A 21921-nucleotide genomic window follows, 5' to 3' on the forward strand; every position below is an offset into this window, starting at 1 on the left:
TAATGTTGCCTGACTAGATTTCGCAGTATTAATTATTCACTAGCAAGAATATTTAAAGATTATCCTTTAATAGGCAAAAATTGCTTGATTTCATGCCACATGCTCTCTAAGTCTTTGCCTAGGGCATGATCGTCATCTAATAATTTTAAAGTAACTTGCGATCGCCCTTCCACAAATTCTTCACTGAGGCGACAAGGCACAACTTCATCGTGAAGCCCGTGAAAGATCAAGATTGGTAGCGATCGCTTAAGTTCTGAGCCTGCGTAGGTTTGAGCATCAGCCAGAAAACGATAATGTAAATTTACGTTACGCTTTAAGCCATAGTGAAAAAACTCGCGAGTACCATCCTGTTGCCATTTGGCGATATTTTCCACCCCTAATGTTTGAGATATGCGATCGCCAAACCCAAAGGCTGGGGCAAAAAGAACTAATTTCTGGACTGATTGGCTACGCATCGCTAACTGCACAGCCAAAAAACCTCCCAGACTAGAACCAATTACCGCAATTGGTTCGTCATTACCTAAAAAATTATCTAAAGAGTTAGTTAGATAATTGCGCTCCAGATAATCAAGTTGCTCGGAAAGAGTCACCTGTGAGAAATCAGTAAGATTAAGATCGGGTACATGCAATGTTAGCCCCACTTCCTGAAACTTTTCCTTCATGTAATTAGCTTTATAGGAATTAGGGCTAGAGGCAAAGCCATGCAAATAGAGATATTTCATCGAATATTTTTACTTTTTAGCTAAATTCATCTTGACTTCATTTTCTTGCTTTAAGTTATGCATGGCTATAGTCCGCAACACATCCAAAATCCGAATGATACCAAAACACCTCAGGCTATTTATGAAAATCCTTAATTCTTTCCATCCTTACTTATATTCTCGTAAAGCTTTGCGCCGATCGCTAATGGTGGCGATCGCGATCGGTGTACTTAGCACTGCTTGTAGTGGTGTCAATACAGCCACTAGTCCCACAAACGAAGAAGCAAAAGCCCAAATCCAAACAAAAACTCAACCAAATCAGTCAATGACTCCAGCTATGACTGACAAGGCAAAGCCTGCTCAACATGGCATGAATCATGGAATGAATCACAGTGAAATGAGTTTAGGGATTGCGGATGAGAATTACGATTTACGGTTTGTCGATGCCATGATTCCCCACCATGAAGGCGCGGTCATCATGGCAAAGGCGGTATTAGAGAAGTCCCAACGTCCTGAGCTAAAAAAAATGGCTCAGGAAATTATTCAGGCTCAAAAGCAAGAAATCGCCCAAATGAAACAATGGCGCAAGGATTGGTATCCCAAAGCTAGCGATAAACCGATGGCTTGGCATAAGGAAATGAATCACATGATGGAAATGCTTCCTGAACAAATGTCGGCAATGCGAATGGAAGTGGATTTGGGTGCAGCAGATGCCGATTTTGAGCTTCGCTTTATTGAGGCGATGATTCCCCACCATGAGGGAGCCGTGGTTATGGCAAAGGATGCTCTAGAAAAATCTAAGCGATCGGAAATCACTAAATTATCAAAAGAGATTATTTCTTCCCAGCAAGCTGAAATTGAACAAATGAAACAATGGCGTAAGGCTTGGTATTCTAAGTAATCAAAAAGCATAAAATGGCTGCGCCATTTTATGCTTTTTGATTAGCGAGCAAAACTGAAGTTCAATTAAACCAAATGACAAAGCCAAATAGATTACTGCCCAAAGTGTCCAGTAGTCTATTCCAGATTCGCATATCAGTCATAGCCACTCCTTTCTCTAAATAAGGGGTAGCCGCCGTACCTTGAACCCAAGATATGAAATCAAAATTGCGTGGCTCCATAAAAATGCGCGGAAAATCCATGCCAAATCTGGGATCTCGCCAGAAAGGAACATTCTTCTTCCCACTTAGAATCATATCCATTTCATCCAGAGTACTTAGCCAAGTATCCACAATTTCTTGCCTAATCCGAAAGTTATTCACGACAAATACCTGTTTAGGATTGGGAAGCCATTCGCGATCGTTATCAGTTTCTGCCAAAATTGACTTCCACGATTCACGGCTAAGTTGGATTACGGACTTCATGTGATTGAGAATTGTCGTCATCCGTTGTGGCTCCGCAAGAGGAAATTTAGCAAGATGAACGGCTGCCACAAAATCAAAGAAATCTGGAAAGCCAGAATTATTTGTACGAGATGTTAGCCATGCTTTGTGTGGAGTATCGACATTTTGGAAAAATAGATGGGCGCAGGCAGCAAAAAGTTCGCGACTATCATAGGCCCGCAGAAATTCGGTGATGCCTCCTAGTACATGGGTATAGCCCTGTAACCAAAGAGCATCTCCGCGATCGAAGGCAATCAGAAATTCTTGGGCTTGGGCTGCGGTAACCGTTGAGCGGGTGGTGGCATTAAAGACTTGCCAGAGCATTTCATCGTCGTCTGTTTTTCCATCACCATCAAAGTCCAAGCGGATTAAGCCTAGTCTTAGGGAAAGCTTGACCTTTTCATCCTGAATCGGAGCGAGTGTATTGCGTACTGTCGTCAAATCATCAAGCCAAGTCTGGAAAACCTGTTGCAGTCCGTCATAGGTTAAAACTTGGGGTTTGGGATTTAGGGGAACTGGTAAGCGCAAAAATGGTAAGTTGTCCGCAAAAGAATTCTGAACCATTCCATAGCGATAGAGAGATTGAATTAATCTTTCTGTGCCTCTCATAAACTGAATTACCCCTAACCCAAAGCGCGTTTTGTCATCCTTGGGTGTAGTTTGTAAATATTCACTGAGGACTTTTTCTCCTTCCGCTAGCCGCCCAGAGGTGAGATAGGGATCTGGTAAGGGCGCGATCGCCGCATTACTCGGCTGTAAAGAGATCGTCGTTACCATAATCAAACCAGCAATAAAAAAAGCGATCAGCGATCGCCATACCCACTGCAATTTTTTTTGCATATCCACTTTCACATTTCATCACATGACAGGGTTAAAAAATAAGAGATGCAAGCTGAGCTTGCATCTCTTATTTTTCTTATTTTAAACCCAAAAAATTACTGAATGCGGCTTTGCTTTTCAATAATTTATATCAAATGAAGAAGTGGCATAGCCACTTCTTCATTTGATATATGGTTTCTAAACTACAAAAGTGTGCAACCTTTATTTGGGGGAGATATTAGCAATAGGAAGTAATATCTTCGCCGCAAGTGTCTACTAGAAAGCACAAAGCGCGGAACCGTAGACCGACAAATTCATCGTATAGAGGATTAAGTTTACAAAGGGGTGGAATATGGATGATCGCATGACCAAATAATTTAATGGTGCGCTCGAAGGGACATTGAGCAGGAATCAGTTTTGCAATGAGATGGGCGGTCTGAGATTTCCGAATTACAAAGTTGTCGAGTTTGTTACGCAGTGGCTTTAATAGATCGAGACTTGGTTTAGATTGAGGACTGCCGAAATAAGGTTTTTCCCCACCGAATCCAGTGCTGTTAGTACTTGACATGTTCACCAAACGCTCTTTTGATTCAGAGAATGTACGTTTAAAGCATTTACTTTATTAATCTTAACATAAATGCCTTAAATAGAAATCGCTGCACCTATTATTCATCCTTATGTATGAAATTACACAGACACAGAACAATAGTGCTTTTTCTATAACCTTCATAGAATAGATCGTACCCATTTGTATGTATAAGCGATCGCCAAAACCTGAAAAAAGAGATACAACGTTATGAAGATTTAACAAAATAAAGAACCATATTTTTGATGACGCGGCGGAGCCGCGTCATCAAAAATATGGTTCTTTATTTCACGGCATAGCCGTAAGTTTAAAGTCGGCTAGGAATTGGTCCCCTTCGATGAGCGCTGGTAATCGAATCTTGGAGGAATTGGCGCAAATGCTGCACATGATTATCATCAGAAAAAGTTTCTAGCTTCTCAAGAGCTTCGACTAAAGTAAGATCTTGGTGATAAAGCAATCGAAAAGCGCCCTTGAGTAGCTGTTGGGTTTCCGCGTCTATTCCTGCGCGATCCATACCCACTCGATTGAGGGTACGCACACGGGAGGGATTGCCCTCAACTAACGTGTAAGGAGGCACATCGCGCTCGATGCGGCTCATCCCCCCCACCATCGCAAGGCGACCAATCCGCACAAATTGATGTACACCCAAAACCCCACTAATACGCGCAAGGGACTCAATGTAAACATGTCCTGCTAGGGCGACCCCATTGGCAATAATTACGCGGTCTTCGATTTCGCAGTTATGCCCGACATGGACATACGCCATCAGGAGATTGCCGTGACCAATCGCTGTAACTTCATCGGCTTCATTGGCGCGATTAATCGTTACATACTCGCGAATGCGATTGTCATTACCAATGCGAACAAGGCTCTCTGCTCCCACATATTTCAAATCTTGAGAATCTAAACCGATCGCTGCTCCCGCATAAATTTGGTTGCGTTCGCCGATTTCGGTACGCCCTTCGACAATGGCATGATGTCCAATGACAGTATGAGCGCCAATTTTCACCTGTTCACCGATGACAGCATAAGCTCCAACTTTGACGGTCGGATGTAGTTGGGCATCAGGATGCACTATGGCTGTCGGGTGAATAAATTCAGACACAGGCGCATGAGACACAGGCATAAAAAGTTTGGCTCGCTTGATACTAAGATAGATCGCTCGGTTTGCGATCGCTTGGATCGCCAGTAGAAAAGTAGAACAGTGAAAATATCGTAAAAATAGGGGCTATTTTTTGATGGCTGTTTTTTAGAGGAGAACTCACCCTAAAAAAAATAGAAAATACTAAAGAGTAACCAAAGAAAACATCAATTCACCTTCACAGGCTAATTGACCATCCACCTCAGCCCGTCCATGCATCTTACCAAAGCGTTTGCGTGAAACTAACAACTCGGTGGTAATGGTTAAGCGATCGCCAGGAACTACAGGACGACGAAAACGGACTTTATCAATTCCTGCAAATAACGATAGTTGATCTTCCATGCCAGGTAAATGTCGGAGGACAATGCCGCCAACTTGAGCCATCGCTTCTACAATTAGTACCCCCGGCATGATCGGACGATTGGGGAAATGTCCTTGAAAGAAAGGTTCGTTAAAAGTGACATTTTTAATGCCTGTTGCCGATTTGTTCGGCACAAAGTCAATAATGCGATCAACTAACAGAAAAGGATAACGGTGAGGTAACAATTTCTGAATATCTTCGATCATCAAAATTTTGCTAGCCTCACTCTCAGCAGTGGCGACAGCAGGCTCAGAGTTGAGATTACTAGTGTTTATCGTAGTTTCTTCGGTCAAGGTGGACATATTTAAGTGTTAAGTTGGCGGTATGTAAGATCTAGAAGCACCGCAGAGATGTCTCTAAATTGCGAGTAATTGCTGTTTAGCAATAGCTAGAGCAAATTCAGCATGAAGGTTATGGCTGGCTTTGTAGGCAAGAATATGTGCCTTAGGTAAAAATCCTAGCAAGCTTAGGTCACCAATGAGATCTAAAAGTTTATGACGACAGGGTTCATTATCAAAACGTAGGGGTGGATTCATCCAGCGATCGCCATCACAAACGATCGCATTTTCTAAGCTACCACCTTTGATTAGCCCCGCCGCACGGGCTTGCTCAATATAGGCAGCTAGGGTAAAAGTCCGCGCAGGGGCAATTTCTGAGGCAAATCTTGTACTAAAGTCCATGACTGCGGGCGACCAGCTAAACCACTGCTCACCGATCGCCTTAGTCGGAAAGTCAATGCCATAGGTAAAGCGCAGGGTATCCGCAGGAATTGCGGTTACAAAACTATCGCCTTTGCGGACAGTCACCACTTCTGCTAAAGGCAACAAGCGATCGCCATCTAACTGGGTTTCGATGCCAACCTTAGCGATCGCCTCTACCCAAGGCAAAGCCGAACCATCAAGAATTGGCAATTCCGCACTACTAAGCTCGATACAGGCATTATGCACACCCATGCCAAACAAAGCCGAGAGTAAATGCTCCACCGTCCGCACCGCCTTACCGTTTTGTCTTAACTCCGTCGATAGGGGAGAACCTGCCGCCACCTGAGTATTGGCAGGGATTTTTTCGTCACCATAGACAAAATAACGCCCAGAGTTAACTGGTGCAGGGCTGACTTTGACATCTACCTGTTCACCGCTATGCAGACCTATACCCGATAGCTCAAAGGGAGCCGCGATCGTCTGTTGATAGAGCATGACTAGAATTTTTCTCCTAGACCAAAGCTGAACTGTGTGCCGCCATTAGACGCTAAGCCATAGTCCACGCGGATTGAACCCAAAGGCGACTGCACCCGCACACCTAGCCCGTAACCTGCACCACTGCCTGGTTTATTTCTTGCGCCTGCGGGATTGCCGGGGACACCTGAAGCCGAGCCTAGATCAGTACCATAGTCAAAGAACAGGACTCCGCCAACGATATTAAAGACGGGGAAGCGATATTCGGCGGAAAAGATCCCAAAACTTCGTCCACTACCAATCTTGCCTTCATCCCAACCACGGACAGAGTTGCTACCACCTAATTGGAAAGCTTCGTAGGGTGGTAAAGTTCCTAACACGGTTCCTGCTTGAATATTAAAGGCTAGAGCCTGTGTACCTTCTGAGAAGTTCAAGAAGCTCACAGGCATAAAATAGCTGTAGCTAGCCCTAACGCGGTTAAGGAAAATAGAGCCTAAGCCCACAGGGATCGATTGCTCAGTGGCAATCCGAAATACTGAACCTGTCGATGGCTTAATGGGGTTATCGCGTTGATCGTTAGCGTAGGCAAATTGGAGGAGTAATAAATCGTCCTGACCAGTGCCACTAGAAGTTAAAGGATTGCCCTTGGAGTCAATGGTAGCGATCGCATTATTACTATCGGTAATACTTACCCGTTCATAGCGTAGACCCAGTGAGGCGGTTGTCCCGACTCCTAAAGGACGGGAGAAGCTAAAGCCTGTCCCCAAGCGATTAATCCGAGGGGTGTCATTGTTTATGCCAATTCCCACAGGACTATCGAAAACGTAGCTAAACAAGCGACGGTTGAAAAGGTTTGCCGTAAAGGAGGTGCGATTGGGGTCACCCGCTAACCAAGGATCGGTGAAGTTTAGGTCAAATAGTAGTTCCCGTTCACCGACTTGGACATCTAGCCCTAGCTTTTGGTTATTGCCACCAAGGTTTTGTTGTTGGAAGCTCACTGTTCCAAAGAGTCCCGTTGAGGAGCTAAGTCCCGCACCTGCGGCGATCGAGCCAGTGTTACGCTCTTTCACGTTGACGGTCACAACTACTTTGCGGGGATCACTGCCCGGGGCAAGCCCAATGTTTAAATCCTCAAACAAGCCCAAAGCAAAGACTTTTTGCAAATCACTTTGCACGGAATTTTTATTAAAGATTTCACCTTCTTTAATGGTGAGTTCGCGAGTAATGATGAAGTCGCGGGTAGTGCCTGTAACTGGCTTACCTTCTTTGTCTACGGTTTTGCCATCTTCGTTAATAAAGGCAACTTTGATGCCTTCGATGACTCCTTCAGATACCAATAGGTTGATATTGCCTTCGGGGGTAGCTTTGATATCAACGATCTGAGCTAATACATAACCTTTATCTTGGTAGTACTTTTCGAGTTCTTTGACCCCTGCTTGGATATCCTTGAGGTTGGTGATTTTGCCAATTTGTGAGCCGAAGATGCGATCGACTACACCTTTTTCTAATACCTGTGTGCCTTCAGTGTTGACGGCTTTTAAAACGGGGTTGGGCAGTACAAAAAATGTGACCCGTACACCAATATCCGTATCTTCTGGCTCTGCTTGCACATTAGAAAAGAACCCAGTCGCAAATACAGCGTTAATATCAGATTGGAGTTGGGTTCTCGTTACAGTGCGTCCGGGTTTGGTCGAGATTGCGTCATAAATTTTTTGCTCAAGTTCTGGCGGTAAAGGAGGTTGCCCCTCTGGGGTTTTAATGGAAACCTCACCGACTAGTACTTGTAGCTCGTTTGCAGGTGGGGGCGTGGGTGTGGAGGAAGGAAGCCCCAAATTTGGCAATGTGTTGGACGGAGGTGGGGGAGTTGGCTCTGTGGGGGGAGCAGAAGGGGTAATGGGCTGAGTGGTGGGCGCTTGAGCAATCTCTTGCCGTGCGGGAGCAGCCTTTGCCATCAGGGGATTAGACAGTAATGTGCTGGATGCGGCAAGGGCTGTGAATACGAGCAAGTTTATACGCATAAAGTCTTCCAAACACCTACAGATTTTTTTAACAGGTAACTATTGACGAGCAAATGTAAACGAAAAGTTTCTGGAACTAGTAATAAGTTACTATAACTTTCAAGATCCCCATATAGCAATCCTATGGGCAATCCTATGACAATTTTCATTACTCAGAAATTTTTTGAGAGTGTTGCAAATCAATACTCTCAAAAAATTTCTGGTGGTTAAACAGCCAAAACTCGCTTCATTACTTCTTGATAGGCTTCAGCAATATTTCCAAGATCTTGGCGAAAACGATCCTTGTCCATAATCCGATCGCTGGGATCGGCGATCGCTTTATCCCAGAGACGACAAGTATCAGGGCTAATTTCATCGGCGAGTAACAGGCGACCACTTGCATCCGTGCCGATTTCCACTTTAAAGTCCACCAAAATCAAGCTACAGCGATCAAAAAATGCTTGTAGGTGGTGATTAATATCTAAGGCAAGTTTTTTTAGTTGAACTACTTGCTCAGGTGTGGCAAGCTCCAGCATCGCCACATGGGCATCGGTAATTAAGGGATCGCCAAGGTCATCATTTTTGTAGAAAAATTCTACAAGGGGCTGTTTTAGCTCTTGACCTTGGGGCAAGCCCAGTCTTTTGCAAATACTTCCTGCGGCTATATTGCGTACCACCACTTCAATGGGCAGAATTTGAACTGCGGAAACTTGCATCTCGTTCGGTGAAACTTGCTGGATGAAGTGGGTAGCGAGTCCTTGTTTTTCTAAATATTGAAAGATATGGGAGGCGATCGCGCAGTTCATTTCCCCTTTATTGGCGATCGTCCCTTTTTTAAGAGCGTTGAAGGCAGTTGCGTCATCCTTGTAGCGAGACAGCAAAATATTGGGATCATCTGTAGTAAACAGAATTTTGGCTTTGCCTTCGTAGAGCTTGGTTCCACTCATGGATATGTTGAAATATTAGTTGCAATCGTATTTTATCGCTTAGAGTTCCGCAATTTAATAAAGAACTGATTTTGATGGGGGGCAAAGCCATGCCATCAAAAATCAGTTCTTGCCTTTACAGCAAAGCTTTTATGCAACTCCTTAGCGATCGCATCGAGATAAGTTTCGATAAATTTCGACCAGCCGATGACAATTAATTGGTTATGGGTGAGGGTTTCGGAATTAATATCATCGTAGCCAAAGCTAATTTCCCGACCTTCAAGATCGCAACATACTAAGCCCGCCGCCTTAGCGATCGCTAGAGGTCCTACGGTATCCCAGAGCTTGACCCGTCGATTGAGATAAATATAGGCGCTAGCCCTTCCTTGGACAACTTCCATTACCTTTAAGCCGAAGCTACCGAGGCTATAAAATTCCACATTGGGAACGGCGGCGCGAATAGCATTACCATAGGCTAAATCATCTTTTTTGCTGACGATTACGCGATCGCTATGGGGGAATATGGGTGCATAGGAATGTAGTATTTCAGGAACATTACCGTTCGTGGAAAAGAACAATCCATTTACTGCGGAACCACCAAAGTAGAGACGATCAATTTTAGGGGCATAAATCCAACCCAGAACAGGTTGGGAATCCTCTAACGCGCCTACCATGACCGAATAGAATTCGCGACCATGAATAAAATCATCGGTTCCATCAATGGGATCGATAAACCAAAATTTTTGGGGCTGATTATTTGAGATTATGGCGGATTGCTGCCACAGTTCTGGCGATCGCGCATTCTCTTCACTAATCACAATATCTTTGGGAAACCAAGCCTGAAAGCGTTGGCTTAAGAGATGATCAAGTTCACGATCTACGTTAGTTACATAATCATCAAAGCCCTTTTCATCTATTTGAAAACCTAAAGTTCTTAAATGGATTGCTTTTTGACCGATATCACGAATGAATTGACTAATTTCGTTTCTGAGTGAGGGATTCATGGGAATGGATATTACAGTCTGTGAAGGTTTAGAGTGGTACGAAAAAAATTTGAAAAGTGTTGCTTCGCAACACTTTTCAAATTTTTCTACGTTTTAAGTAGGACGGGAAAAAATACGGAAGTACAGCGATCGGCTTAATTCTTTGATGGGATAGGCAATGAAGGTAATGGGATTGATCGTCACGATGATATCGCGAAAACCGATTTCCGCTAATATGGCGATCGCCCAAGCCACAAAACTCGCCGACATAACCCCGTATGGATTGAGTTCGCTTTTAAAAGGGCCCAAAATAAGTTTGCGAATTATACAAAGATGATCAAGACGACGTAAAGTCACTAAGTCACCGATCGCTCTTTTAGAAAGTTCGTATAAAGGACTCAAGGCGGGATTAACTTCTGCTTCGGAAGTGTTTACCCAAATCTCTTTACTAGCGACATCTTTAGCCTCAGTTAATGTTTCTAGAAATAAATCTATCCAACGAAACACAGAAAAGGTATTGACTTCGTAGGATTTGTAGATGGATGCGGAATCTCTAGATCCCAGTACATTCACGCCATGATTGAGAATGAGAATATCAATATTTTGTAAGCGATCGCGCAGATCAGCCTCTTTACCCAGTTGCCATGGGAGAACTTCTATATTTTGATCACTAAGCGCAAAACTAGCATCGGGGGAAGTAGTTAAGGCGATTAGCTTGGCTCCACGCTTACTTAGTTCTGTAACTAAAGCCCTACCCATCGAGCCTGAAGCCCCTGTAATTGCGATGGTTTTATCCTTAAGTGCCAATGCCGTATCCAACTGATTATCAATAATCTAAAGGTACTACAAAAATTACGGCGCTTTGCGCCAATATAAAACTCAAAATAAAAGTGGGAGTGCTTGGCACTCCCACTTTTATTTTGTTAATGGGACGCATCAAACCCAATAAAAAAGGTGAGGGGTGTGAAGCGCCCCTCACCTTTTTTTAGTTAATGGGACGAAGTTTAGTGACTTTCAGGGTAAATTTGCCGCCACTACTACCACCAAAAGAGGAAACTCGCACAATATAGCTGCCTGATTGTCGCACCTTAAAAAAGATCAATGAATTGGTAGTATCGCCAATTGCATCATCATTTTCAGAAATTACTTCACCCTTGCTATCAATCAAACTTAAAACTGTATCAAAGCTTCCCGCATTAACTGTAATTTCTAGGCGTTCGTCTTTCTGGGCTGAAATCAAATAATCTCTAGCAAAACCCTTTTGCCCCGTGGGAATATCTTTGTCCGTGAGAATATCATTAACCTCTACCCCACTCCCGATCGCCGTGGGCTTATAAACCGAGGCTCGACTTTGGGCGAAGACTTCCGCCCCTTCCGAATTTAAGCCCATAGTTATGCAGATAGCGATCGCCCCCAATTTAGCAATCATCGAAGTAAACCAAGACAGAGATTTTAAATGGTGTGGCAAAGTCGCATCATTTAAAATCTCTGTCTTGATTAAATTGCGGAACCCTAACGAGAGAAACAAAGGTAAATAATTCACGAAACTTCTTTTAATTCAGGGAATTTTAATTGTAGTTGAGTTGAGTCTAACGTAGCATTTGAACCAACAACAAAGGCTATATCTGGGCTAGGTGCAGCTTTAACCGTTGGCACTATCTGGATCTTGCCATAAAATTCTGACTGATATAGCTCTACTTTGGATTGCGAAGACATCAGCAGTAACCCCCAAAATACGCCCACCCGATCATTAAATACTTCAGCCAAGGCAGTTATTTCAATCTCCTCATCGGGATGTAGCAAAAAATATCGTTCAATTTCCTCCACCATCTCCGATAGATTCTCTTTGTGAGCAAGCTGGGCGATCGCTTTCATCGCAGCTTTACGCGCCATCTTCGTTTGAGTCGGGCGCTTAGCGGGCTTACTTATTTTGCGATCTACTATTTCGGAGATTGCCTCTATCTGAGCAATTAATTCTTCGAGAGTGATGCGCCTTGCTTTTGGCGGTAGCGCCACAGGAAGGCGGCGTAACCTTTTATCAAAGTCTGTCGGTAGTCTCAAGGTATGGGTAAGCATTTCCGCATCTAGTTCATCCTCTTCTGCGGTTACTTCCTCAGCTTGCTCGTAGGCAGCTTGGATATCAGATAAGGAGTTAGCCTTAAGCAATACCAACATGGCGGCATAGAGCATCGCCTGCCCCGAATCATATAAATCACGGCGATCGCTAACGATTAATCTTGATAAAAAACGATCTACCACATCAATCACCTGAACATCCCAAGGATCGATCTCACCTCTTTCCGCAAGGTCGATCAATAGGGCAATGGCATCTTTAGTAACTGATTCGGCGATCGATATGGTCATGGAGCTTACGGGAAGCGGATGTTTAAAAATATCACCGATTGCGGTGAAATAGCCAGTAATCTCAATTTTCAAATATAAAACACCGAACCCAGTGACGCACGCTACGACTACGCCACTGGTATTGGCTCTGGTTTTTAATTTTTAGACTTATCTTCATCAATTTCAACATCGATCGCCGATGCCGAAACTAAACGTTTGCGCTCCTCAATTTCAGAACTCAGATTCTGGACTGTTTCTTGCAGATTTTGAATCTTCATATTTTGATTGCGTAATTCAATAGTCTTTTGCAGACCAGACCAGACGCTAAAAAACCAAGCTAATACCGCCCCTAAACCCATTGCTAAAATCAGTTCTACAGAGATCGGTGCAGCAACTTTAAGTTGAGGAATAATTTGGATAGATGCGGGGGAAGTATTCTCTAAGGCAAAGAGGACTAGGGCAAGAACTATGATAAAAATAAAGACGAAATTAAGCTGGCGCACTGCGAGTAAACCTCTCTTCTAAAATCTTAGCTAATGGTTTATCAAACAATGCTCCTAATGTCTACCTCTAAATCAATAGCTCCAGCTTGACGCTTTTTTAAAATTTATCTGTAATACAATCCAAAAAAGATAAGTGGCGGCGCAAAGCGCCGCCACTTATCTTTTTTGGATTTTTTGATTGACTAAGCTTTTACGGCAGTTTTCCGAACTCCAGATATTTTAGAATTATTAATCTTAATTTCTTCTTCGGTTAAAGGCACAATATCAATGTGATTGAATAAAGTGGTGACAAAGGTAAACAATAAGAAAGGCAAAGATGTGACCACTATTAAGCCAACGGCTCCAAAGGAATAGATGGGTTTACTCATTAAAGACAAAGCCGAAGCAAGCGCAGCAAAAATTACGCCTAACCAGACAATTACCTGTCCTAAGATGTCGCTTAGGGTGAGGGTACAAACAAAGCGATATTTGCCAATGTTATTCATCATATTTCACCTGTTAGAGTACTTTTAAAGCTTTATTAATAAATCTAAATTTGGACTTTATTCTTGATTTACCCACATCTGCGTATTAAACAAATGAGGTTTCTTTAAAATCAAAAGTCCAATCAAATCACAATTAAAAGATATACAAATAGATTTTTAAAAGGCTTGCTTTGCTATCTTTTTAAAAAACTATTTGGGTTTATGGTCTTAACTCAACAGTATACGAAGAGTATTTAAATTTTAGGGTTACGTTTTATTGAGAGGATAGATATGTGGAAAGAAATCGCGATCGCCATTTCGCAAGCAACAGGAGAAAAATTCACCATTGATCGCCGCCAAGGACAATCGGGTGGTTGTATTAATCAGACCACCAAAGTTTGTGATGATCAGCGTCAATTTTTTGTCAAAACCAATAATATTAATTGCTTGGAAATGTTTGAAGCTGAAGCGATCGCCCTTAAACAAATCTATGCCACCCAAAAAATTCGTGTACCACAGCCCATCTGCTGGGGAAGCGCTGGCGATAGTGCATACTTAGTGATGGAGTGTCTGGAGTTGGGCGGTCGACAAGATTGGGAAGCAATGGGACATCATTTGGCAGCAATGCATCAAGTGAAAAGCGATCGCTTTGGTTGGGATCGCGCCAATACTATCGGTGCAACACCTCAAATCAACCATTGGACAAATAATTGGATCGACTTTTGGCGAGAATATCGCCTTGGTTTTCAGATCCATTTAGCCAAGCGTAAGGGTTGGACTTGTCCGATCGCTGAGGAAAAAATCTATGCTACTTTGCCAAGATTCTTTGACAATTATCAACCGCAACCTTCGATGGTGCATGGAGACTTGTGGGGCGGAAATGCTGCCTTTGTGGATGGCGAACCCGTAATTTTTGATCCCGCCTTATATTTTGGCGATCGCGAAGTGGATTTGGCGATGACCGAATTATTCGGCGGTTTTCCTGCCCAATTTTATCGCGCCTACCAAGCGGCTTATCCTCTAGATGCTGGCTATGCACAACGTAAAACTTTGTATAACCTCTATCACATCCTCAATCATTACAATCTTTTTGGTGGCGGCTACGGCTCCCAAGCAAGTCGCATGATTGAGTCAATATTCAAATAAAAAAGGGCGCTTCGCGCCCTTTTTTATTTGAATATTGGTGGTGGCTATGGCTCCCAAGCAAGTCGCATGATTTAAGCAATTTGCCAATAAAAAATGGCGCTATGCGCCCTTTTTTATTCAGTCTCAACTACAGGCGATCGCAAACATAAATAAATCAAAGCACCCACTAAAGGCACGAGGGCAATAAATGTAAAAAAGCGATCATCAGTCATGCCCCGTCTTTCCATGTCATCGCTTAGTAACCAAGGAAATAGTAACGAAAGCATACAAAAATCCAAGCTCATCACATGGATAAATCGGCTAGTTTGCCATTGCTGAATAAAATCTGCCCAATTTCCTGAATAAAATCCATAGACCAAAAAGTACAAAGCGATCGCCGAAATCGCGATCGCCGTTAACCTTGAATCTAAAATCTTCGTTCCCCACCCCTTCTTACCCGTAAAAGTGGGGTTTGGTTCGCGTAAGCCAAAGTAAGGCAAGAGGGCAAAGGCTCCGACTGCAAAAGATAGGGTCGCAAATAGCCAAGCGGGTACTTTTTGCCCACGTCCATCCGTTGCCAGCATACAAGCGAAAACTAAAGGAAAAACTCCCATCAAATTAAACAAAGCCACAATGTAAGCATTAGTACTTTGCCAATCCCCAGCGATAAGTTTTTGGATTAATGTAAATGTCTCAGGTCGATCAGGTGGCGCAAAAATAAAAGCATAGACCGAGAATAAAATCCAAACTAACCAAAATCCCAATTTTTCAGACATAAATTTTTCTTAGTTTAAACTTATTGTAGAAAAGCGTCCCGATGGGACGCTTTTCTACAATAAGTTTAAATCTACACCCGATTCACCAATGGCAAAATCAGGGTCACAAAGTAATAAACCAAGGGAGCCGTAAATACATAGCTATCGGCACGATCTAAAATACCGCCATGTCCGGGCATGATCTGCCCTGAATCCTTAACCCCAGCATCTCTTTTCATCATTGATTCTGTCAGATCTCCTAACAGCCCCGCAATCCCGATTAATAAGCCCAAAATTGCGCCCAAGAGCCACCACTCATGCCAACCTAAGCTAAAAGCCCAAATTACCGCAGTCGCGCAGCAACAAATTAATCCTGCGATCGCCCCTTCTACGGTTTTTTTAGGACTGATATCTGATAAACGAGTACGTCCAAACACCTTGCCAAATATATAAGCTCCCACATCTGAAGCCCAAATACAGCAAAAGCCCATCAGCACATAAATACAGCCATTAGAAACAGGAAAAGTAATCCGCAACCAACTAAGCTGTTCTAGACTGCGTAACTGATTAAAAAAATCAAACTGTTGTAGGCGATCGCTAACTTCAAACAATGCCCCATCGCCAATACCGCGAATCCTTACCCAGAAGCTCGGCAAATAACCGCCATAAAACAAGCCCAGAATAGATGCAGAAATATCGGAAATAGTGGCAATCCTTCGTTGAAAAAGTAGATAAAAACAAATAAAAGTACCCGCGATCGGAATTACCGCATCCGCAAGCTCTACCTTTAATTGCGAAACAATTAGCAGTGCTAGACTCACAAAAATTGTGATTTTGCTGGCTGGGACAATTTCCTTGGCACGCACAAGGGCAAAATATTCCCTCTCACCAAAAACCACCAACAGCGCAAAGGCTGCGGTAAACGCCCAACCACCTAGCGCGATCGCCGCCAACGCCAGCGGAATGACTAACAAGGCACTAATAATGCGAGTCCAAGGCATGAAAATAGCACAACTCAAAAAGTGGACAGGTTCAATATAATAATCACTAATCTGATGTCATACGCATTCACTCAAGTGTCGTTATACTTTTGTGAATTAAAAATCAAACCCAATTAGGGTTTTATAGCTGCCGCCATTCTTGGTAGCGTAGCCATTTTGGGTTTTGGTATCAATTAATGGGAATGTCTATAAAGACTTATAAACATTCCCATGCATAATACTCCGATCAATAGTTGAAGCAACTAAATCGTTATGCAAATTTGCGAATTCAATCAAGTTGAGACAATGCGTGCCTCAGCTTGATCTTGATTTAACCAAATATGCGTTATAAAGTGAATAATTAATGAAGTAAGGCTTTGTCCTACCTTGATAATTATTCACTGGCAAGGAATTAACATTGATCGACTTGATCGACTATAGCTATAAGTCAAAACTTTATGACTAAAACCTATTACGCAATTCTTGGCGTGCCCCCTTGGGCTACTGAAATTGATATTCGTCGAGCCTACCGCGATCTAAGTAAGCTTTACCACCCTGACACAACCCAACTCCCGAAGGATGAAGCTGTTGATAATTTTCGCCAAATCAACGAGGCTTACGCCACCCTTAGCAATCCTGAGCGTCGTAGCGCCTACGATCGCCGAATTCAATTTTCGCGCTTTCAATATAGCAACTCAAGTTCTAGCCGTGATGTCAATAACAATAGTGTAGAATTACAAAACCGAGCACCCAAAAATTTGCAAACCGTTGATGATGATGGGCTACCCACCGAACGACCATTATCTGGGGCAGAGCTATTTGCGCTCCTGTTAATTGGTGCTACTCTAGTAGCCTGTTTAGCTCTCGCGATCATTGTTGCATGGTTGCGTGGCGATCGCCTTTTTCCCGAAGCGATCGCGCCCTTATCCAGCATTGTAATTAATGCCATTAACTTGTAATAATTGTAATAAAATTTCCGTACAATCGTCACCTATGGCGCTTCCCTCACCCACCACCCCCCTTTACAACCATCCCCTACCAGCCCTAGAAGCATGGTTAGATGATCAAGGATGTTCTCAAGACAAGTCAAACCCCAATGTCTGGCGCGTTACGCGTCCCTCTTGGCAAGCAGAAATCATCATGGATGTTGAAGATATCCGTGTACGTTACATCCGAGACGGATTTGGTAGTAAAGAAATTCAAAGAGCTTTCCCTTATTCTTTGAGTCGTCAGGATGTAGAGGACGCAATTTTTACTGGGCCCTAATCAAAAAAATTATCAACACTCCGAAAGTTTGCTAGTATGTAGCTAGAACTAGAAAAAGTAAAGATTTCAACTGGTTGTTAATAGAGCCAGTTACTAAATTAATTTGATTAATCAGCTTTGGTAATTTATCAATAGTTGTTTTTAATTATCACCATTGATGACGAAGCTACACATAAGTCATTCTATGGTTTTACAAAAGTTTCCCACCCTAATTTGATGTTTTTAATATGGAGGTTCATTGAGTAGGAAATATAACGTTGCCATTCTCGGAGCAACAGGTGCGGTTGGTACGGAACTTCTAGCATTGCTGGAAGAAAGAAATTTTCCTGTTGGGAGTTTAAAGGTTTTAGCCTCAGAGCGATCGGCTGGGAAGACGATTAGCTTTGCAGGTAAATCCCTAATTATTGAAGCTGTTACAGAATCATCCTTTGATAGTGTGGATATCGTTCTTGCCTCTGCGGGTGGTAGTATTTCCAAAAAATGGCTACCGATCGCCGCCAAAGCGGGAGCAGTATCTATCGATAACTCCAGTGCTTTTCGGATGCATCCCGATGTTCCCCTAATTGTGCCAGAAGTCAATCCTGAAGCTGCGGCTCACCACAAGGGCATCATCGCTAATCCCAACTGCACGACGATTTTATTAAATGTTGCAGTATATCCTCTGCATTTAGTGCAACCAATTAAGCGTATTGTTGCCTCTACTTACCAATCTGCTAGCGGCGCAGGCGCAATGGCAATGGAAGAGGTTAAAATCCAAGCTCAAGCTATTCTCAATGGGGAACCTGCTGTACCAGAGATTTTGCCCTATCCTCTTGCATTTAATCTTTTCCCTCATAACTCGCCGATGACGGATAACGCCTATTGCGAAGAAGAGATGAAAATGGTGAATGAAACTCGCAAGATTTTTGGCGATCCTGATATTCGGGTCACTGCAACCTGTGTACGGGTTCCCGTATTGCGAGCGCATTCTGAAGCAATTAACCTAGAGTTTCAGCATCCCTTTAATCCCGATAAAGCGAGAGAGATTTTGGCAACCGCCCCTGGGGTAAAGCTAGTCGAAGACTTCAGCAAAAATTATTTTCCGATGCCCATTGATGCTAGCGGCAAAGATGATGTGTTAGTCGGAAGAATTCGTCAGGATATTTCCCATCCTAATTGTCTGGAGTTATGGCTATGTGGTGATCAAATTCGTAAAGGCGCTGCTCTTAATGCTGTCCAGATCGCCGAATTACTTATTGCTAAGTCCCTTATCTAATAAGTTTTTTACCTAATCCAATAAGCAGCACGCTGCATTACTTATTGGTCAGCAAGCTTCTACTTAAGAGTATCTATGAGTGAAATTGATTTCGGGCGTTTACTAACAGCAATGATTACTCCCTTTGATATAGAAGGGAAAGTAGATTATGCAAAAGCCGAACAGGTTGCCAATCATCTAATTGAGACGGGGACAAATACAATTGTCGTATGCGGTACGACAGGTGAATCTCCAACCCTCAGTTGGGATGAGGAATATCAGTTGTTTATAGCACTGAAGAGTGTGGTTGCTGGTAAAGCAAAAATCATGGCAGGTACTGGATCGAATTCCACTTCGGAAGCGATCGCTGCCACTCAAAAAGCAGAACATCTGGGCTTAGATGGTACACTGCAAGTAGTTCCCTACTATAACAAGCCACCTCAAGATGGTTTGTATGCTCATTTCCGAGCGATCGCTGAAGCGTCTCCAGACATTCCGATGCTTTTGTATAATGTACCTAGCCGTACAGGCTGTAAGCTAGAGCCAACCACTATAGCCAAACTAGCGGAAATACCCAGTATTATTGGTGTTAAAGAGGCTACAGGCGATCTCGATCAGGCGAGTCAAATTCGCGCTCTCACTCCTGCTGAATTTGCCATTTATTCAGGAGATGACTCTCTAACATTGCCTTTAATGGCAGTGGGTGCAAAGGGAGTTGTGAGTGTCGCTTCTCACCTCGTGGGCAAACAATTACAAGCCATGATGGAAGCCTTTGCTACAGGCAAAGTACAAGAGGCGATCGCCATTCATCTCAAATTATTTCCATTGTTCAAGGCTTTATTCTTAACTACCAATCCCATTCCTCTAAAGTTAGCTTTGAAACTTATGGGATTAGATACAGGTTTAGTACGATTGCCTTTGGTTGCGGGTGATGCAGAACTTGAAGCCAAACTAATCTCAGTGCTAAAAGAAGTGGGAATTATTGAGTAACAACAAATATGTAATTTGCCGCTTAAGTTGCAAATTAAGTTGTAAACACTTCTATAGAGACATTATTTAGGGTAAACGTAGCCCTAAGGGGGGATTTCACCTTTCTAATCCGTCCTATAGAAACATCTACAAGCCTAAAGTTTTCCATTATTCAAGTCAAACTTAATCGTCCCAATGATTAATTGATTCTTTCTTGATTATTCTTTTTTCCTTTTACCTTATTTCTTGAAAAATAATTATGACTACATCTAACGCTCCTACCCTTAAAATTATTGCCCTTGGCGGACTCCATGAAATTGGGAAAAACACATGGGTATTTGAATATAATGACGAGATTATGCTGCTCGATGGCGGTTTGTCGTTTCCTGACAATATGATGCCCGGAGTAAACGTGGTCTTGCCTGACATGACCTATTTGCGTGAAAACAAGCATAAGATCAAAGGCATGATCGTTACCCACGGTCACGAAGATCATATTGGTGCGATTTCTTTCCATTTAAAACAGTTTGAAATTCCTGTGATTTATGGTCCTCGCCTAGCCATGGCATTGCTCGAAGATAAACTTCGCGAGGCAGGTGTATTAAATCGTACCGAACTTCGTCGAGTTATGCCCCGTGATGTAGTGCGTGTCGGCACTAATTTCTTTGTAGAATTCATTCGCAATACTCACTCCATCGCCGATAGTTTCTCGATCGCGATTAACACTCCTGCGGGCGTAGTCATCCATTCTGGCGATTTCAAAATTGACCATACTCCTGTAGATGGAGAATTCTTTGATTTACATCGTTTGGCTGAGCATGGCGAAAAAGGAGTATTGGCTTTAATTAGCGACTCGACGAATGCGGAACTTCCCGGGATCACACCTTCGGAAAGAGCAGTCTATCCAAATTTAGAACGCTACATCCGTTCAGCTACTGGTCGGGTCATTATCACTACCTTTGCTTCTTCAGTCCATCGGGTGAATATGATTTTGGATATTGCGGATAAGCAAGGTCGTGTAGTCGGCGTAGTCGGGCGATCGATGCTAAACGTAATCGCCCATGCGCGTAACTTGGGTTACATCAAGTGCCGTGATGACCTCTTCCAACCTCTCCAAAACTTGCGTCATTACCGCGATGACCAAATTCTCATTTTGACCACTGGCTCTCAAGGGGAACCAATGTCAGCGCTAACCCGTATGTCCAATTGTAGTCATAAGCAATTAGAAATTCGTCAAGGTGATACGGTAATTTTCTCGGCTAATCCAATCCCCGGAAATACAATTCCTGTAGTGCGGACTATTGATAAACTCATGGCTCTCGGCGCGAGTGTCATTTATGGCAAAGATAAGGGGATTCACGTTTCAGGTCATGGTTCTCAAGAGGAACATAAGATGATGTTGGCTCTGGTTCGTCCGAAGTTCTTCTTCCCTGCTCACGGTGAGTTGAGAATGCTGAAGCAGCACGCGAAGATGGCTGAGAATATGGGTATTCCTAGCGAAAACATTGTCATTGCGGAAAACGGTGATGTAGTTGAAGTTTGCCAAGACTACATGAAGATTGTAGATAAGGTTCCTTCAGGTGTAGAGTTGGTTGATTCTTCTCGTGATGGCATGGTCAAGGGTGATGTATTGCGCGATCGCCAACAAATTGCGGGCGATGGTATCTTCACGATCGCTGTATCGGTTGGGCTAGACGGTAAGCTATCTACAAATCCTGATATCCAACTCAGTGGTGTGGTCTTACCAATGGAACGTTCTCAAATTATTGCTTCGGTAGCTAGAGCGATTGATAATTCCCTAGCTAATTGCTGGGGCAATTTTGCACGGAATGTTGGTTCTCTGGAAGTTGATTGGATTGGTCTGCGTGGTCAACTAGAGCGAGACCTCACCCGTGTACTGCGCCAACAAATGCAAAGCAAACCCATGATCGTGTTTCTATTGCAGACTCCTCCAGATTCCACCCAATCGGCTCCTGCACCTGTGGCTAAGCCTAATGCTCTCGGTGTTACCCTCAAATCAGGTGCTGTCAAGGTAATTAATAATACCGATACTGCGGCAAGTAGTAATGGAGCGAGTGCTACCACTACCTCGGTAACTACGGGTGCAGCGACAGCCAGCACAGGTAGACGCAAGCGCACTGCTGCCACAGTTTAAATAGTTTTAAGATTTAGAAATCTAGATCTTACTCCTTTGCAATCAAAGATTAGTGG

Annotated in this window: 23 protein-coding genes; 7 read left to right on the forward strand and 16 right to left on the reverse strand. The window is 43.2% G+C overall.

Features of this window, described 5'->3' with window-relative positions:
- Window positions 1-59: 59 nt before the first annotated feature.
- Window positions 60-722 (reverse strand): YqiA/YcfP family alpha/beta fold hydrolase, encoded by a 663-nt coding sequence (locus H6F42_RS11845; RefSeq protein WP_190399572.1) that lies wholly within the window; start codon window positions 720-722, stop codon window positions 60-62.
- A gap of 121 nt (window positions 723-843) precedes the next feature.
- Between H6F42_RS11845 and H6F42_RS11850 the strand changes: the two genes are divergently transcribed.
- Window positions 844-1602 (forward strand): DUF305 domain-containing protein, encoded by a 759-nt coding sequence (locus H6F42_RS11850; protein WP_190399573.1) that lies wholly within the window; start codon window positions 844-846, stop codon window positions 1600-1602.
- Between the two features lie 61 nt (window positions 1603-1663).
- On the opposite strand, the gene H6F42_RS11855 is transcribed toward H6F42_RS11850, so the two are convergent.
- The 13 genes from H6F42_RS11855 to H6F42_RS11915 all read right to left on the reverse strand — a co-directional run bounded on the left by H6F42_RS11855 (window position 1664) and on the right by H6F42_RS11915 (window position 13402).
- Window positions 1664-2923 carry a hypothetical protein gene (locus H6F42_RS11855; protein WP_190399574.1) on the reverse strand — a complete coding sequence of 420 codons (1260 nt, stop codon included), beginning with the start codon at window positions 2921-2923 and terminating at the stop codon, window positions 1664-1666.
- Window positions 2924-3140: 217 nt separating this feature from the next.
- The gene (locus H6F42_RS11860; RefSeq protein ID WP_190399575.1) at window positions 3141-3470 is read right to left on the reverse strand and encodes a Mo-dependent nitrogenase C-terminal domain-containing protein; all 330 of its coding nucleotides are present in this window, start codon (window positions 3468-3470) and stop codon (window positions 3141-3143) included.
- A gap of 325 nt (window positions 3471-3795) precedes the next feature.
- Entirely contained in the window at window positions 3796-4614 is an 819-nt protein-coding gene (gene lpxA, locus H6F42_RS11865) for an acyl-ACP--UDP-N-acetylglucosamine O-acyltransferase (RefSeq protein WP_190399576.1), read from the reverse strand.
- Window positions 4615-4773: 159 nt separating this feature from the next.
- Complete coding sequence (gene fabZ, locus H6F42_RS11870) at window positions 4774-5292, reverse strand: 3-hydroxyacyl-ACP dehydratase FabZ (protein WP_190399577.1); 519 nt, start codon at window positions 5290-5292, stop codon at window positions 4774-4776.
- 54 nt (window positions 5293-5346) lie between these two features.
- Window positions 5347-6186, reverse strand: a complete 840-nt coding sequence (gene lpxC, locus H6F42_RS11875; protein WP_190399578.1) for a UDP-3-O-acyl-N-acetylglucosamine deacetylase — start codon at window positions 6184-6186, stop codon at window positions 5347-5349.
- A gap of 2 nt (window positions 6187-6188) precedes the next feature.
- Window positions 6189-8183 carry a BamA/TamA family outer membrane protein gene (locus tag H6F42_RS11880; RefSeq protein ID WP_190399579.1) on the reverse strand — a complete coding sequence of 665 codons (1995 nt, stop codon included), beginning with the start codon at window positions 8181-8183 and terminating at the stop codon, window positions 6189-6191.
- Window positions 8184-8389: 206 nt separating this feature from the next.
- Window positions 8390-9109, reverse strand: a complete 720-nt coding sequence (gene purC, locus H6F42_RS11885) for a phosphoribosylaminoimidazolesuccinocarboxamide synthase (RefSeq protein ID WP_190399580.1) — start codon at window positions 9107-9109, stop codon at window positions 8390-8392.
- Window positions 9110-9204: 95 nt separating this feature from the next.
- On the reverse strand, window positions 9205-10092 hold the full coding sequence (locus H6F42_RS11890; protein ID WP_190399581.1) for an inositol monophosphatase family protein: 888 nt from the start codon (window positions 10090-10092) through the stop codon (window positions 9205-9207).
- Between the two features lie 93 nt (window positions 10093-10185).
- Complete coding sequence (locus H6F42_RS11895; protein WP_190399582.1) at window positions 10186-10890, reverse strand: bifunctional sterol desaturase/short chain dehydrogenase; 705 nt, start codon at window positions 10888-10890, stop codon at window positions 10186-10188.
- 166 nt (window positions 10891-11056) lie between these two features.
- Window positions 11057-11614 carry a PPC domain-containing protein gene (locus tag H6F42_RS11900; RefSeq protein WP_190399583.1) on the reverse strand — a complete coding sequence of 186 codons (558 nt, stop codon included), beginning with the start codon at window positions 11612-11614 and terminating at the stop codon, window positions 11057-11059.
- The gene (locus H6F42_RS11905; protein WP_242018417.1) at window positions 11611-12507 is read right to left on the reverse strand and encodes a segregation/condensation protein A; all 897 of its coding nucleotides are present in this window, start codon (window positions 12505-12507) and stop codon (window positions 11611-11613) included. Before H6F42_RS11905 ends, H6F42_RS11900 begins: the two co-directional genes overlap by 4 nt.
- A 62-nt stretch (window positions 12508-12569) precedes the next feature.
- The gene (locus H6F42_RS21905; RefSeq protein WP_190399584.1) at window positions 12570-12917 is read right to left on the reverse strand and encodes a lipopolysaccharide assembly protein LapA domain-containing protein; all 348 of its coding nucleotides are present in this window, start codon (window positions 12915-12917) and stop codon (window positions 12570-12572) included.
- A gap of 182 nt (window positions 12918-13099) precedes the next feature.
- Window positions 13100-13402 (reverse strand): hypothetical protein, encoded by a 303-nt coding sequence (locus H6F42_RS11915; RefSeq protein WP_190399778.1) that lies wholly within the window; start codon window positions 13400-13402, stop codon window positions 13100-13102.
- A 270-nt stretch (window positions 13403-13672) separates the two neighbouring features.
- Here H6F42_RS11915 and H6F42_RS11920 point away from each other — a divergent pair, with 270 nt between their 5' ends.
- A complete protein-coding gene (locus H6F42_RS11920) occupies window positions 13673-14527 on the forward strand; it encodes a fructosamine kinase family protein (RefSeq protein ID WP_190399585.1) in 855 nt (284 codons plus the stop codon).
- 113 nt (window positions 14528-14640) lie between these two features.
- On the opposite strand, the gene H6F42_RS11925 is transcribed toward H6F42_RS11920, so the two are convergent.
- Window positions 14641-15282: a DUF2834 domain-containing protein gene (locus tag H6F42_RS11925; RefSeq protein ID WP_190399586.1), complete on the reverse strand. Its 642-nt coding sequence runs from the start codon at window positions 15280-15282 to the stop codon at window positions 14641-14643.
- Between the two features lie 71 nt (window positions 15283-15353).
- Window positions 15354-16262, reverse strand: a complete 909-nt coding sequence (locus H6F42_RS11930; protein ID WP_190399587.1) for a phosphatidate cytidylyltransferase — start codon at window positions 16260-16262, stop codon at window positions 15354-15356.
- A gap of 437 nt (window positions 16263-16699) precedes the next feature.
- Here H6F42_RS11930 and H6F42_RS11935 point away from each other — a divergent pair, with 437 nt between their 5' ends.
- The 5 genes from H6F42_RS11935 (at window position 16700) to H6F42_RS11955 (ending at window position 21865) form a co-directional block, all read left to right on the forward strand.
- Window positions 16700-17200, forward strand: coding sequence for a J domain-containing protein (locus H6F42_RS11935; protein ID WP_190399588.1), 501 nt, complete (start codon window positions 16700-16702; stop codon window positions 17198-17200).
- Between the two features lie 34 nt (window positions 17201-17234).
- A complete protein-coding gene (locus H6F42_RS11940) occupies window positions 17235-17507 on the forward strand; it encodes a DUF3143 domain-containing protein (RefSeq protein WP_190399589.1) in 273 nt (90 codons plus the stop codon).
- Between the two features lie 238 nt (window positions 17508-17745).
- Window positions 17746-18762 carry an aspartate-semialdehyde dehydrogenase gene (locus H6F42_RS11945; RefSeq protein WP_190399590.1) on the forward strand — a complete coding sequence of 339 codons (1017 nt, stop codon included), beginning with the start codon at window positions 17746-17748 and terminating at the stop codon, window positions 18760-18762.
- Between the two features lie 75 nt (window positions 18763-18837).
- A complete protein-coding gene (dapA, locus tag H6F42_RS11950) occupies window positions 18838-19731 on the forward strand; it encodes a 4-hydroxy-tetrahydrodipicolinate synthase (protein ID WP_190399591.1) in 894 nt (297 codons plus the stop codon).
- A gap of 238 nt (window positions 19732-19969) precedes the next feature.
- Entirely contained in the window at window positions 19970-21865 is a 1896-nt protein-coding gene (locus H6F42_RS11955) for a ribonuclease J (RefSeq protein WP_190399592.1), read from the forward strand.
- Window positions 21866-21921: the final 56 nt, after the last annotated feature.

The organism is Pseudanabaena sp. FACHB-1998, from assembly GCF_014696355.1.
Classification (GTDB): Bacteria; Cyanobacteriota; Cyanobacteriia; order Pseudanabaenales; family Pseudanabaenaceae; genus Pseudanabaena.

Excerpts from the sequence above, each read along its gene's own strand:
- H6F42_RS11845 (WP_190399572.1), bottom strand. The coding sequence starts at position 722 with ATGAAATATCTCTATTTGCATGGCTTTGCCTCTAGCCCTAATTCCTAT.
- H6F42_RS11955 (WP_190399592.1), top strand. The coding sequence starts at position 19,970 with ATGACTACATCTAACGCTCCTACCCTTAAAATTATTGCCCTTGGCGGA.
- lpxC (WP_190399578.1), bottom strand. The coding sequence starts at position 6,186 with ATGCTCTATCAACAGACGATCGCGGCTCCCTTTGAGCTATCGGGTATA.
- H6F42_RS11930 (WP_190399587.1), bottom strand. The coding sequence starts at position 16,262 with ATGCCTTGGACTCGCATTATTAGTGCCTTGTTAGTCATTCCGCTGGCG.
- H6F42_RS11855 (WP_190399574.1), bottom strand. The coding sequence starts at position 2,923 with ATGCAAAAAAAATTGCAGTGGGTATGGCGATCGCTGATCGCTTTTTTT.
- purC (WP_190399580.1), bottom strand. The coding sequence starts at position 9,109 with ATGAGTGGAACCAAGCTCTACGAAGGCAAAGCCAAAATTCTGTTTACT.
- dapA (WP_190399591.1), top strand. The coding sequence starts at position 18,838 with ATGAGTGAAATTGATTTCGGGCGTTTACTAACAGCAATGATTACTCCC.
- H6F42_RS11920 (WP_190399585.1), top strand. The coding sequence starts at position 13,673 with ATGTGGAAAGAAATCGCGATCGCCATTTCGCAAGCAACAGGAGAAAAA.
- H6F42_RS11940 (WP_190399589.1), top strand. The coding sequence starts at position 17,235 with ATGGCGCTTCCCTCACCCACCACCCCCCTTTACAACCATCCCCTACCA.
- H6F42_RS11860 (WP_190399575.1), bottom strand. The coding sequence starts at position 3,470 with ATGTCAAGTACTAACAGCACTGGATTCGGTGGGGAAAAACCTTATTTC.
- H6F42_RS11890 (WP_190399581.1), bottom strand. The coding sequence starts at position 10,092 with ATGAATCCCTCACTCAGAAACGAAATTAGTCAATTCATTCGTGATATC.
- H6F42_RS11850 (WP_190399573.1), top strand. The coding sequence starts at position 844 with ATGAAAATCCTTAATTCTTTCCATCCTTACTTATATTCTCGTAAAGCT.
- H6F42_RS11915 (WP_190399778.1), bottom strand. The coding sequence starts at position 13,402 with ATGAATAACATTGGCAAATATCGCTTTGTTTGTACCCTCACCCTAAGC.
- lpxA (WP_190399576.1), bottom strand. The coding sequence starts at position 4,614 with ATGCCTGTGTCTCATGCGCCTGTGTCTGAATTTATTCACCCGACAGCC.
- H6F42_RS11925 (WP_190399586.1), bottom strand. The coding sequence starts at position 15,282 with ATGTCTGAAAAATTGGGATTTTGGTTAGTTTGGATTTTATTCTCGGTC.
- fabZ (WP_190399577.1), bottom strand. The coding sequence starts at position 5,292 with ATGTCCACCTTGACCGAAGAAACTACGATAAACACTAGTAATCTCAAC.
- H6F42_RS11880 (WP_190399579.1), bottom strand. The coding sequence starts at position 8,183 with ATGCGTATAAACTTGCTCGTATTCACAGCCCTTGCCGCATCCAGCACA.
- H6F42_RS11935 (WP_190399588.1), top strand. The coding sequence starts at position 16,700 with ATGACTAAAACCTATTACGCAATTCTTGGCGTGCCCCCTTGGGCTACT.